Source organism: Candidatus Sphingomonas colombiensis (assembly GCA_029202845.1).
Lineage (GTDB): Bacteria > Pseudomonadota > Alphaproteobacteria > Sphingomonadales > Sphingomonadaceae > Sphingomonas > Sphingomonas colombiensis.
Map to the genome: position 1 here is coordinate 595,292 of CP119315.1, position 12,850 is coordinate 608,141.

A 12,850-nucleotide genomic window follows, 5' to 3' on the forward strand; every position below is an offset into this window, starting at 1 on the left:
AAAGAGCCGTTAGCGGCGGTCGAACGCTTTCAACTCATAAGCGATCGATGCCTCGACCAGCGCATCCCACAGCGCGGCGATCTCATCCCCGGGCAACCCGGCGGCTTCGGCGACGGCGCGGGCATTGGCGATCACCTGCGCCTTGCGCGGCTCATCGCGCACGGCGCCCCGCTCCGGCTTTATCCGCGCGGCGGCGTCCATATAGTCGAAACGGCGACGCAGCAGCGCGACAAGCTCACGATCGACCTGATCGACGCCCGCGCGCACCTGCGCCATCGTGGTGCATTGCTGTCCCGGAAGGATGGTCATGCGCGCGCTGTGACGGGCGGCGGCGGCGCTGTCCAGTCATGCGATTGACGGCGGCTGCCCGACGCCACATTCTCGCGGCGAAACAGGCCGGGGGGATGAACAATGATCGCGAGCATGCTGCTTCTGTTGCAGGCCACCACGACGCCGGGCGCCGCACCCGCCCCGCAAAAGCCGCCCGAAAAGGTCACCTGCCGTTATTATGAGGAAACGGGCAGCCGGGTCGGCGGGAAGCGCGTCTGTCGCACCGCCGCCGAATGGCGACAGCAGGAAAATGATGCCCAGCAGTCGCTTGAGGACTTCCATCGCAGCAGTTCCGCGCCGGCTCGCTAGGCCGGCGATCGCGCCCGCTTCTTGACTCCGCGTGCGCCTCCCGCTAGGCGCGCGCCTTCGCAATTCGGCCCCGTATCCCCGGTGAAGCGGTGGCCCTGCGTTTCCTCATGTGGAACGTCAGAGCGATACCGGGAGCAACGTAGTTCGCAGATTGTAAGGAAAGATCATGTCGAAGCGCAACAGCGCCAAGTACAAACTCGACCGCCGGATGGGCGAAAACATCTGGGGTCGCCCGAAGAGCCCGGTCAACAAGCGTGAATACGGCCCCGGCCAGCACGGTCAGCGCCGCAAGGGCAAGATGTCCGATTACGGCATCCAGCTCCGCGCCAAGCAGAAGCTCAAGGGCTATTATGGCGACGTGACGGAAAAGCAGTTCCGCCATTGCTATGACGAAGCCGCGCGGATGAAGGGCGATACCTCGCAGAACCTGATCGGCCTGCTCGAGCGTCGCCTCGACATGATCGTCTATCGCGCCAAGTTCGCGCCGACGATCTTCGCCGCGCGCCAGCTCGTCAGCCACGGCCACATCTATGTGAACGGCGTGAAGTGCAACATCGCCTCGCGCCGTTGCGCGCTCAACGACGAAATCTCGCTGGGCAAGAAGGCGCAGGAAATGGCGCTGGTGATGGAAGCACAGGGCCTCGCCGAGCGCGAAGTGCCTGATTATGTCGCGCAGGACGGCAACGCGAAGGTGACCTTCATCCGCGTGCCGGCGCTCGACGAAGTGCCCTATCCGGTGAAGATGGAACCGAATCTGGTCGTCGAGTTCTACTCGCGCTGATCTGGCCCATCGGGTAACGAAAGGGCGGCTCCGGCGACGGGGCCGCCCTTTTCGTATCTGCTACATATGAAGCGACGCACGCAGGAACGTGTCGGCCTTGTCCAGCATCTCCGTCCGCGCGGCGGAATCGTCGAGCTGGTGATCCAACCCCTTGAACTCGACCAGTTCGACCGGCTTGCCCGCATCGCGCAGCTTGCCCGCCATCAGCCGCGATTCAGCGATGCGCACGTTCGCATCCTGATCGCCGTGGAACAGCAGCACCGGCGCCTTGATCGCCTCGACGTTGCGCGCCGGCGATCCCTCACGGACATGCGGGCCATTGCCGATGAAACGATCGACCAGCGGGAAGGAAGTATAGTCCCGCGCCTCGCTCCGCAGCGATTCCAGATCGGTGACCGGCGCGATCGCCACGATCGCCTTGAACAGATTGCCATCGAGCACCGCCGATTGCAGCGCCGCATAGCCGCCATAGGACCAGCCGACGATCGCCAGCTTGCCCGGATCGGCGATGCCCTGCTGCACCAGCCAGCGGCCACCGTCGTTCACATCGCCGATCGCCGTACGCCAAGACTGGAAACCGTTCTTCTTAAACCAGGCGTCGCCATAGCCGGATGAACCGCGGAAATTGGGCTGGAGCACTGCAAACCCTCGCGCGGCGAAGAACTGCGCCAACCAGTCGAAACCCCATTCGTCGCGATAGCCGGGGCCGCCATGCGGCATCACGATGGTGGGCAGGTTCTTGCCTGTGCTTCCCACCGGGAGCGTCAGATAACCCGGCACCATCGTGCCGTCCGCCGCGCGATAGCTGACCGGCTTCATCTTCGCGAGCGTCATGTCGGCCAATTGGGGACGCGCGGGCATCACCTCCCCCATCGTCCGCGTCGCCTTGTCGAACAGATAGTAACGGCCCGGATCGTTGTCGCTGCTGGCGTTGAGCAGCAATTGCTTCTCGTCGGCGCTGGAATCGATGAAGCGGATCAGCGGCGCGTTCGGGATCGCCTTGCCCAATGCGGTGCGAAGCTTCGCCAGTTCGGAATCGAAGAATTCGGCGTGGCGTTGATCGGTAGTCCACGACACCCCGACGACGCGCCGCTGCCGCCCGATCCGGATCAGATCGTCGACGTCGACCTCGGGATGCGCGAAAACCAGATCCTTTTTGAAATTGCCGTCGAGCGACATCCGATAGAGCGCCTGCCGCCCATCCGCATCGTCGAAACCATAAACCGCATCGAGCGCAGAATCGACCGCGATCGGGTTAAAGCCCGCTCCGCCGCTCAGGCCGAGCCGGTATTTGCCCAGCGGCTGCCAGTTGCGCTCGCCGCGCTTGCGAAAACTGTATGCGATGCTGTCTTCGCTATATCCGCTCGTTTTCTCGCCTCGCGTACCAAGTATCCGCACATCGCCAAGGCCGTCGCTGATATATTCCACCGCATTGGAGCGCGGCTGTTCCACCGTCTTGCGCCCCAACGATACCGTATCGACCAGATCGACGCCGCGACCGTCCCGTTCGTTCTTGACGTTCGTGCCGATGGTGGTTTCCGGCACGTAATCGCGCATCATCAGGATGGCAGCCCCCTTGCCATCGCCGGTCCAGTCGATCACCGAACCGCCAAATTGCATGATGCGCAGCGCGCGATCGTTGTCCGGGCGCTTAGTAAGTTCCTTCAGGCCGCTCCCATCATCGTTGAGCGCAACCATCCGCGAGAAGCCGATCAGCCTCCCCACGCTTTGGATCTGCAGATCGGCCCGGCAGATCAGCCGGCTCGGCGTGGTCCACCGGCAATATTGCAATTGCTCGGGCATGCCCGACGTTCGCAGGATCGGCTTAGGCGCGGCCGAGCTGAAATCCGCCACGGTCAGCACCGCGCCCCGCGCGCCATCCGCCTGGATCATTGCCACTTTCTTCCCGTCCGGCGACAGGCTGATATCCTGAATATATTCGCGCGCGCCAAACGCCTTCGCCTCGCGCGACGGCTCGGCCTGTGCCGGCGCGGCGATCAGCGCGATACCGGCCAGATATACGGATTTCCTCATGATCCCCCCATTTTCCCCTCCAACATGCTATCGTCGCTTTCGGGCAGTGCAAGCGCGAGCAACGAGACCGGAATGCGAAATGTCGCCAATATCGTGATCCTCACTGGCGCCGGCGTTTCGGCGGAGAGCGGGCTCGCCACCTTCCGCGGGCCGGGGGGCTTATGGGAGGGGCATCGCGTGGAGGATGTCTGCACACCAGAGGCACTGGCGCGCGATGCGGGGCTGGTGCATCGTTTCTATGACGAACGGCGTGCGGCGTTGGGGCGGGTGATGCCCAATCCGGCGCATGACGCCTTAGCGCGGCTCGATCGCGAATGGGCGGGCGAGCTGCTGGTCGTCACGCAGAATGTCGATGATCTGCACGAACGCGCCGGCGCGCGGCGCATGCTCCATATGCACGGAGAGCTGAACTCGGCGTTATGCGCGGCCTGCGATGCACGCGCCGAATGGAGCAACGCCCTCGCCCCCGGCACGCCATGCGCCACATGCGAGACGCCCGCGCTGCGCCCGGACATCGTGTTCTTCGGCGAGATGCCTTATCACATGGACGCGATCGAGCGCGCGCTGGCGGCGTGCGACCTGTTCGTATCGATCGGCACATCGGGTGCGGTCTATCCCGCCGCCGGTTTCGTGCAGACCGCGCGCTATCACGGCGCGACGACGCTGGAACTCAACCTGGAACCGTCGGCCGGGAGCGGGTGGTTCGGCGAAACGCGGCTCGGCCCGGCATCAGAGCTGGTGCCGGCATGGGTGGCCGACACGCTGGCGCTTCAGTCCACCCAGTCCAGCCCGATATCGCGATAGACGCCGCGATCCTCGTCCCAGCCCGGCTTCACCTTGACGTGGAGATAAAGGTGGACGGGGCGATCGAACAACACCGCCAGTTCCGCACGCGCCCGCGCGCCGATCTCGCGGATGCGGGTGCCGCCCTTGCCGAGCACGATCGCGCGCTGGGTGGCGCGTTCGACGAGGATCTGCTGGTGGATCTCCGCCGAGCCATCCTCGCGATCGATGAACTTCTCGGTCTCGATCGTGCTGGCATAAGGCAGTTCGGCGTGGAGCTGGAGATAAAGCTGCTCGCGCGTCACCTCCGCCGCCATCGCGCGCTCGGTCGCGTCCGAAACCTGATCCTCGGGATAATGCCACGGCCCCTCCGGCATCACGCCGGCGAGCGCCCGTTTCAGTTCGGGCACGCCGTCGCCGGTCGATGCGCTGATGAAGAACGTCTCCACGAAGGGCACGAGCGCGTTGAGCTTCTCGGCATGGAGCAGCAGGCGCGGCTTGTCCGCCAGATCGACCTTGTTGAGGATCAGGAAGCGCGGCTCCGGGCGGTCGGCCAGCCGTTCCGCGATCTCGATCACCTTGGGCGCGAGGCCGCCCTTGGCATCGACGACGAAGGCGAGCACGTCCGCCCCCTCCGTGCCGCCCCACGCGGCGGCGACCATCGCGCGATCGAGCCGGCGCTTGGGATCGAAAATGCCGGGGGTGTCGACCAGCAACAGCTGCGTATCGCCCTCGATCGCGACGCCCATCAGGCGGGTGCGCGTGGTCTGCGCCTTGGGGCTGACGATCGCCACCTTCTGCCCGACCAGCGCGTTGACGAGCGTGGACTTGCCGGCATTGGGCGCGCCAACGACGGCGACTAGGCCGCAGGACTGGGTCATATCTGGTATTTCCATATTTGTGTCAGGACGCCCTTCGACAAGCTCGGGGCGAGCGGCGACTGCGTCACCGCGAATTTACCTTGGCCAGCAAAGCGCGCGCCGCGGCGGTTTCCGCTTCCTGCTTGCTGCCCCCCTCGGCCAGCGCGTCGGCGAGCTTGGGGATCATCGCCTTCACCGTGAAGCGCGGCGCGTGGCCGGGGCCGGAGCGATCGACCACCTCATAAACCGGCGGCTTGCGCTGGTGCGCGGCGGCCCATTCCTGAAGCGCGGATTTCGGATGCTGCGGCGCGGCCGCGTCGGCGCTGATGCGCTTCGCCCACAACCGGCGGATCGCCGCACGCGCCACATCGAACCCGGCATCGCGATAGAGCGCGCCGAGCAGCGCCTCCATCACATCGCCCAGCACATTGTCGCTGTCGTGTGCGCCGTCATCGCGCGCCTGCTTGCCGAGCCGCAGCCGCGCCGGCACGCCCAGCCCACGCGCCACATCCGCGCAGACCGCGCCGGTAACCAGCGCGTTATAACGCTTCGACAGCGCGCCTTCCGGCTCGCCCGGAAAGCATTCGTAAAGCCACTCCGCGATCGCGAGGCCGAGCACGCGATCGCCGAGAAACTCCAGCCGCTCGTAATTGGCGTCGGATCGGCTGCCATGGGTCAGCGCGCGTTCGTAGTCAGCCAGATCGGGCGCGCGATGCCCGAGCGCCTCGGCGAGCCAATCGGCCAGATCGTCGCCCGTCGCGGCCCCGCTCAGAACCCGCCTCCGATCCGGTTCCAGCGGGTCGCGGTGATCCACGTCCACGGCAGGAACCAATTGGCCGAGCCATCGGTCGACCAGAAGATCACCACGGCCTTGCCCTCGACATTCGCAAGCGGGACATAGCCGAAGCCGCCCGACGCCTGGCTGAAGCGGCTATCCTTGGAATTGTCGCGATTGTCGCCCATCAGGAAAACGTGGCCGGCGGGCACGGTGAACAGCTCGGTATCGTCGGCGATCGACTGCCCCATATCGAGCACTTCATACGAGCGGCCGCCCGGCAGCGTCTCTCGGAAGCGCGGATAGCGGCAGATCTGCTGGCCGTTCTGCACGTCCTGAAACTGCGGCTGGCACTTGTCCGCGCCGTAATTCGGGGTGAGCGGCACGATGAAATCGGGGAGATGATCCTTGGGCACCGGCTGGCCGTTGAGGATCAGCACGCCCCCGCGCATCTGCACGGTATCGCCAGGAAGGCCGATCACGCGCTTGATCACGTCATGATCATTGGCCGGGGGCCCGCGAAACACCACCGTATCGCCGCGCGTCGGCGTGCCGCCGAGCAGCCGCCCCGGAATCGGCGGGAAGCCGAACGGCAGCGACCAGCGCGAATAACCGTAATTCCATTTCGAGACGAACAGATAGTCGCCGATCAGCAGGCGTGGGAGCATCGATTCGGAGGGAATCGAGAAAGGCGCGAACAGAAAGCTGCGGAACAGCCATACGACGATCGCCAGCTTCACGAGGAAGCGCAAAGTGTCGCCGGTTTCCGATTTCTTCTTCAGCGGCGCGCCTGCCGGCGCCTTGCCGATCGGCTGCGGAATATCGTCGGGCGGGGTATCCTGATCGGCCATAAGGCGCGGCGTCGCTTATGCCCGCGCCTGCGTCAAGCCGCTGGCGCGTGGAACGCTCTGTCGGTAACGGCGGTTCGGCCTTCTACAACGCAAAAAATCAGGATGACGAAGATGGCGGACTGGTCGACGATCGAGGCATTGCCGCAGGCAAGGCTCACCCAATTGTTCGCCGACGACGCGGATCGGCTGAAGCGATTCTCGCTCGACGTGGCGGGAATCCACTTCGATCTGTCCAAGACCCATCTGACCGCAGACATGGTGACGGCGTTCGAGGCGCTGGCCAAATCGAGCGACCTTGCCGGCAAGCGCGAGGCGATGTTCGGCGGCGCGCATGTCAACGTTACCGAGGATCGCCCGGTCGAACACACCGCCGAACGCGGCGAGGGCAATCCTGAAAGCGTGAGCCGCGCGCGGAGCTATCACGCGCGGATGCGGGCGCTGATCGACGCGATCGAGGCCGAGGCATTCGGGCCGGTACGCTATATCCTCCATGTCGGGATCGGCGGCTCCGCGCTCGGGCCGCATCTGCTGGTCGATTCGCTCGGGCGCGATTCGGATCGTTACGATGTCGCGATCGTCTCGAACATCGACGGCATGGCGCTGGAAGACGTATTCGAACGCTTCGATCCGGCGACGACCTTGCTGGTGGTCGCGTCCAAGACGTTCACCACCACCGAAACCATGATGAACGCCGAAAGCGTGATCGCCTGGATGACCGAGCACGGCGTCGAAGATCCTTACGGCCGGGTCATCGCGCTGACCGCCAGCCCGGACAAGGCGATCGAATGGGGGGTGGACGAAACCCGCATCCTGCCGTTCAGCGAAGGCGTCGGCGGGCGTTATTCATTGTGGTCCTCGATCGGTTTCCCGGCCGCGATCAAGCTCGGCTGGGACCAGTTCGAGGAATTGCTGGAAGGTGCGGCGGAGATGGATCGCCACTTCCGCCTGTCCGCCTTGCACGAAAATGCCCCCGCCCTCGCCGCCTTCGCCGACCTTTATTACACGCAGGTTCGCCGCGCCGAGACGCGCGCGCCCTTCGCCTATGACGAGCGGCTGCGGCTGTTGCCGAGCTACCTCCAGCAGCTTGAGATGGAATCGAACGGCAAGGGCGTGACGGTGGATGGCAAGCCGGTCACCTATCCCACCGCCGCGATTACCTGGGGCGGCGTGGGCACCGATGCGCAGCACGCGGTGTTCCAGCTTCTGCATCAGGGCACGCATCTCGTGCCGGTTGAGTTTCTGTGCGTGATCGAACAGGCCGACACGCTGCCGGAGGAGCATCACCGCCAGCTCTTGCTCAACGCCTTCGCGCAGGGTGCGGCGCTGATGCAGGGCAAGGCCAACCCGGATGATCCGGCGCGCGCCTATCCCGGCGACCGGCCGTCATCGACATTGCTGCTCGATCAGCTCGACGCGCGCACGATGGGCGCGCTGATCGCCTTCTACGAACATCGCGTGTTCGTGAACGGCGTGCTGCTCGGCATCAATTCGTTCGATCAGTTCGGCGTCGAGCTGGGCAAGGAAATGGCCAAGGCGGCGGCCAAGGGCGGCGGCACGTTCGACCCCTCCACCGACGATCTGATCCGCCGCGCCGGGCTGGGCTGAGCCGTATCGCTTAGGGCCGCACCAGCCCGCTCCCCCACCCGACCTCCCACAGAATATCCTTGATGAGAGGCCGGGTGGGGGAGCGGGCTGGTGCCGGGTCACCAAGCAGACTCTCACAGTGATCGACATTTCCGCCCTTCCGCCTAGGGCTCCGGCCCCATATCTGCGGGCGGAACCCGCGCGGAGTGAAACGAATGGCCGATTACGATTATGACCTTTTCACCATCGGCGCCGGTTCCGGCGGCACGCGCGCCAGCCGGGTCGCGGCGGCGCATGGCGCGCGCGTGGCGGTGGCGGAGGAATATCGCGTCGGCGGCACCTGTGTCATCCGGGGCTGCGTGCCCAAGAAGCTGCTCGTCTATGGCGCGCATTTCGCGGAGGATTTGAAGGACGCGCGCCGCTTCGGCTGGGAAGTGCCGAAGGATTGCGCGTTCGACTGGAAGACGCTGCAGGCGAACATGTTCGCCGAGGTCGATCGGATCAATCGCGCCTATACGACGACGCTCGAATCGAACGCGGTGGAAATCATCCACCAACGCGCCGTCATCACCGGCCCCAATGAGATCACGCTGGCCGATGGGACCGTCAAAACCGCCGGGAAAATCCTGATCGCCAGCGGCGCGCGGCCGCACGTCCCCGATTTTCCGGGGAGCGAGCATGGCATCACCTCGAACGAGGCCTTCCATCTGGAGGCCATCCCGAAGCGCGTGCTGATCGCCGGCGCGGGCTATATCGCCAATGAATTCGCCGGGATCTTCCACCAGTTCGGCGCGCATGTGATCGTGATGAACCGATCGAAGGAAATCCTGCGCGGCTACGACCAGCAAATCCGCGACCGGCTGCTCCAGATCAGCATCACCAAGGGGCTGGAATTCCGCTTCGATGCAACGTTCGAGAAGATCGTGAAGGGCGATGACGGCTGCCTGACGGTCCATATGTCCGGCCATGAGCCGGTGACGGTGGATTGCGTGATGTATGCCACCGGCCGCCTGCCCAATACCGAAGGACTGGGGCTGGAGAGCGCTGGCGTCGAGGTCGATGCGCAGGGCGCGGTGAAGGTCGATGTGAACAACCGCACCGCCTGCCCGTCGATCTACGCGATCGGCGATGTCATCAACCGCATCCAGCTCACCCCCGTCGCGATCCGCGAGGGGCAGGCGCTGGCCGAGAATCTGTTCGGCAAGGGTAGCCCGCCGGTCGATTACGATTGCGTGCCCAACGCCTGTTTCAGTCACCCGCCGATCGCCGGGGTCGGCCTGACCGAGGCGGAGGCACGGCACAAGCTTGGCGCGGTGAAGGTCTATTCTTCCGATTTCCGGCCGATGAAGAACGTGCTCGCAGGGCGCGAGGAGCGCGCGCTCTACAAGATGGTGTGCGATGGCGAGACGGATCGGGTCGTCGGCATCCATATGATCGGGCCTGATGTCGCGGAGATCATCCAGTCCGCCGCGATCGCGGTGAAGGCGGGGCTGACCAAGGCGCAGTTCGACGCAACCGTCGCGCTCCACCCGACGATGGCGGAGGAATTGGTGCTGCTTAAATAGGCGCCGCCCTCCCCCGTTTCGCCGCCGGGTCGCGGTGACGGACACGCCGGGGGTTGCCTCACCGTGGGCAAGGTCTATGTCGCGCAGCACCCCCGATATCGAAGAGCAAACGACCATGGCTGACGAATTCGACTTTGACGTGCTGGTAATCGGCGCAGGTCCGGGTGGCTATGTCGCGGCGATCCGCGCGGCGCAGCTCGGCCTGAAGACGGCATGCGCCGAGTCGCGCGAGACGCTGGGCGGCACCTGCCTCAATGTCGGCTGCATTCCATCCAAGGCGATGCTCCATGCGTCCGAATATTATGATGCGGCGGCCAATGGCGCGTTCGCCAAGCTGGGCATCAAGGTAACGCCCGAGCTGGATCTCGATACGATGCACGGCCAGCGCACCGATGCGGTGAAGCAGCTCACCGGCGGCATCGAATTCCTGTTCAAGAAGAACAAGGTGACCTGGCTCAAGGGCCGCGCCGCGTTCGAGGATGCCCATACCGTCTCCGTCGGCGGCGCGAAGGTCACCGCGAAGAACATCGTCATCGCCACCGGCTCCTCGGTCACCCCGCTGCCCGGCGTGGAGATCGACCAAAAGGTCGTGGTCGATTCGACCGGCGCGCTGGAACTGCCCAAGGTGCCCGAGCATATGGTCGTGATCGGCGGCGGCGTGATCGGGCTGGAGCTTGGCTCGGTGTGGCGGCGGCTCGGCGCGAAGGTGACCTGCGTCGAGTTCCTCGATCAGATCCTGCCCGGCTTCGACGGCGAGGTCCGCAAGGAAGCGAACAAGATTTTCCGCAAGCAGGGCATCGAATTCAAGCTCGGCACCAAAGTGACCGGCGTGAAGGTCGATGGCGGCACGGCCACGCTGACGGTGGAGCCGGCTGCTGGCGGCGAAGCGACGGCGATCGAGGCGGATAGCGTGCTGGTGTCGATCGGCCGCAGGCCGAATACCGACGGCCTCGCGCTCGACAAGATCGGCCTTGCCACCAACCAGCGCGGCCAGATCGAGACCGATCATGATTTCCGCACCGCCGTTTCGGGCGTGTGGGCGATCGGCGATGTCATTCCCGGCCCGATGCTCGCGCACAAGGCGGAGGACGAGGGCATTGCCGTAGCGGAGAATATCGCCGGCCAGCACGGCATCGTGAACCACGATGTGATCCCGAGCGTCGTCTATACCTGGCCCGAAATCGCCGGTGTCGGCTTGACCGAGGAAGCCGCCAAGGAACGCGGCGAGGTGAAGGTCGGCAAATTCCCGATGATGGCCAACAGCCGCGCCAAGACCAACCATGAGCCGGACGGCTTCGTGAAGGTGATCGCCGACGCGAAGACCGATCGCGTGCTCGGCGTGTGGTGCATCGCCAGCGTCGCGGGCACGATGATCGCTCAGGCCGCGCAGGCGATGGAATTCGGCGCGACCAGCGAGGATATCGCCTACACCTGCCACGCCCATCCGACGCATTCGGAAGCGATCAAGGAAGCCGCGATGGCCGTGCGCGGAAAAGCCATTCACATCTGATCGCGCAGCGCCGCGCCATCGCCGGAAGGCTGTGGCGCGGTGCCGTCGCGGCGGGACCGGCCGCCAGCGCGTTTATCGCGCCTGCTTCGCCGAATCCTGTCGACCGCCTATCTCGGCGGTGCCTCCGCGTAGCCGCCCTGCGCGCATTCCTCGCGGTCAGGATGTTTGCGGCAACGTTCCTCGCGCTTGCGCATTTCGCGGGTGTATTTCCGGTCCCGTTCGGATGGGCTGGTCGTGCTCCAGTCGATCACCTTGCCAGTCACGCGCACCGGCGCCGTGACCACGGTGGCAACGGTCCGCACGCAACCCGCCGTGCCGATAAGCACGCCAAGCGCGAGCAACGCCGTGACCCCGCGCCTCATTTCGCGTGCCGCGCTTCACGCGCGCGATTGCGCGCCGCGACGCCGATCGCGGGAAAATCGGTGAAGAACCCGTCGAGCCCCCGCGACAGCGCCCCCGAAATTTCGCCATCGAGATCGCCGTGGCCGCGCGGGTCGAGCCCGTCGCGATAGCCGGAAGGCAGGAAGTAATTCTCCGCGCGGTAAGTCCATGGATGGACGCGCAGGCCTGCGGCATGGGCAGCGCGGACCAGCCCGGTCGGCACTTTTCCATCCCACAGCATCGCCTTGTTCGGGCCGATACCAAAAGCGTAGGTCGCGATATCGCGCATCCCGTCGCGCGTCAGCATCTCGTCATAGCTCGGCGCGGCGCCATCCGCCGGGCCGCCCTCCTTGTCGACAAGCTGGATGAGGCGGATGCCGGTCAGCTTGTGGATACGCTTCAGGTTGTTCACCTCGAAAGACTGGATGAACACCGGCGCCTCGGGCGTATTCCATCCCGCCGCCTGCAACTGCCGCACCAGCAATTCATCGGTCGGGTGGCCGATCGACGCGAAATAGGTCGGGTGCTTGGTTTCGGGATAGATCCCGACATTGTGCTGCTTCGCCAGCGCGATGATCTCTGCCAGCGTCGGGATCGCGAATTTGCCGTCATATTGGCGGTTATCGGGGCGCAGCAGCGGCAGGCGCTCCTTCGCGCGCAGCGTCTTCAACTCGGCGAGCGTAAAATCCTCGACGAACCAGCCGCTCTGGTTCCGCCCGTCGATCGTCTTGGTCGTCTTGCGCGATGCGAACTCGGGATGATCGGCAACGTCGGTCGTCTCCGATATCTCGTTCTCATGCCGCGCGATGAGCACGTCGTCCTTCGTTGGCACCAGATCGGGCTCGATGAAATCCGCCCCCTCCGCGATCGCCAGTTCATAGGAACCAAGCGTATGTTCGGGACGCTCTCCACTCGCGCCGCGATGCGCGATAACAATGGGATCGGAAAGCGGCGCAATCGACTCGGGCATCCGCCGATCCTGCCCGGTTCCACACGCCGACACCAGTAAAGCCAATGGAATGGTTATCGTTCGCATGGAAACCAACATTGCACCCAGCGTTACCCTGTCGGCAGACGGAGAGCGAGC

General features: G+C 65.0%; 13 protein-coding genes. 6 read left to right on the top strand and 7 right to left on the bottom strand.

Annotation, left to right across the window (positions count from 1 at the left end; all coding sequences use genetic code 11):
• Positions 1–9 precede the first annotated feature (9 nt).
• The gene (locus P0Y64_02810) at positions 10–309 is read right to left on the bottom strand and encodes a chorismate mutase (protein ID WEK43779.1); all 300 of its coding nucleotides are present in this window, start codon (positions 307–309) and stop codon (positions 10–12) included.
• 114 nt (positions 310–423) lie between these two features.
• On the opposite strand from P0Y64_02810, the gene P0Y64_02815 reads away from it, so the two are divergent.
• Positions 424–639: a hypothetical protein gene (locus P0Y64_02815; protein ID WEK43780.1), complete on the top strand. Its 216-nt coding sequence runs from the start codon at positions 424–426 to the stop codon at positions 637–639.
• Between the two features lie 166 nt (positions 640–805).
• On the top strand, positions 806–1,420 hold the full coding sequence (rpsD, locus tag P0Y64_02820) for a 30S ribosomal protein S4 (protein WEK43781.1): 615 nt from the start codon (positions 806–808) through the stop codon (positions 1,418–1,420).
• Positions 1,421–1,480: 60 nt separating this feature from the next.
• On the opposite strand, the gene P0Y64_02825 is transcribed toward rpsD, so the two are convergent.
• Entirely contained in the window at positions 1,481–3,454 is a 1,974-nt protein-coding gene (locus tag P0Y64_02825; GenBank protein ID WEK43782.1) for a S9 family peptidase, read from the bottom strand.
• A gap of 72 nt (positions 3,455–3,526) precedes the next feature.
• Here P0Y64_02825 and P0Y64_02830 point away from each other — a divergent pair, with 72 nt between their 5' ends.
• On the top strand, positions 3,527–4,258 hold the full coding sequence (locus P0Y64_02830) for an NAD-dependent deacylase (protein WEK43783.1): 732 nt from the start codon (positions 3,527–3,529) through the stop codon (positions 4,256–4,258).
• Here P0Y64_02830 and era read toward each other — a convergent pair.
• The 3 genes from era to lepB form a co-directional block, all read right to left on the bottom strand.
• Positions 4,225–5,118, bottom strand: coding sequence for a GTPase Era (gene era / locus P0Y64_02835; GenBank protein WEK43784.1), 894 nt, complete (start codon positions 5,116–5,118; stop codon positions 4,225–4,227). The genes P0Y64_02830 and era overlap by 34 nt on opposite strands.
• Before the next feature lie 64 nt (positions 5,119–5,182).
• Positions 5,183–5,842: a ribonuclease III gene (gene rnc / locus P0Y64_02840; protein ID WEK44949.1), complete on the bottom strand. Its 660-nt coding sequence runs from the start codon at positions 5,840–5,842 to the stop codon at positions 5,183–5,185.
• Positions 5,843–5,865: 23 nt separating this feature from the next.
• Positions 5,866–6,723 (bottom strand): signal peptidase I, encoded by an 858-nt coding sequence (gene lepB, locus P0Y64_02845; protein WEK43785.1) that lies wholly within the window; start codon positions 6,721–6,723, stop codon positions 5,866–5,868.
• A 111-nt stretch (positions 6,724–6,834) separates the two neighbouring features.
• On the opposite strand from lepB, the gene pgi reads away from it, so the two are divergent.
• The 3 genes from pgi to lpdA all read left to right on the top strand — a co-directional run bounded on the left by pgi (position 6,835) and on the right by lpdA (position 11,382).
• Positions 6,835–8,328, top strand: a complete 1,494-nt coding sequence (gene pgi / locus P0Y64_02850; GenBank protein ID WEK44950.1) for a glucose-6-phosphate isomerase — start codon at positions 6,835–6,837, stop codon at positions 8,326–8,328.
• 194 nt (positions 8,329–8,522) lie between these two features.
• Positions 8,523–9,872, top strand: coding sequence for a glutathione-disulfide reductase (gorA, locus tag P0Y64_02855; GenBank protein WEK43786.1), 1,350 nt, complete (start codon positions 8,523–8,525; stop codon positions 9,870–9,872).
• Between the two features lie 115 nt (positions 9,873–9,987).
• Positions 9,988–11,382, top strand: coding sequence for a dihydrolipoyl dehydrogenase (lpdA, locus tag P0Y64_02860; protein ID WEK43787.1), 1,395 nt, complete (start codon positions 9,988–9,990; stop codon positions 11,380–11,382).
• 107 nt (positions 11,383–11,489) lie between these two features.
• Here the strand turns inward: lpdA and P0Y64_02865 are convergent, their stop codons facing one another.
• Both P0Y64_02865 and P0Y64_02870 read right to left on the bottom strand, forming a co-directional pair.
• Positions 11,490–11,744 (bottom strand): hypothetical protein, encoded by a 255-nt coding sequence (locus P0Y64_02865; protein ID WEK43788.1) that lies wholly within the window; start codon positions 11,742–11,744, stop codon positions 11,490–11,492.
• The gene (locus P0Y64_02870) at positions 11,741–12,733 is read right to left on the bottom strand and encodes a glycerophosphodiester phosphodiesterase (protein ID WEK43789.1); all 993 of its coding nucleotides are present in this window, start codon (positions 12,731–12,733) and stop codon (positions 11,741–11,743) included. The genes P0Y64_02865 and P0Y64_02870 overlap by 4 nt, the downstream gene beginning before the upstream one ends.
• Positions 12,734–12,850: the final 117 nt, after the last annotated feature.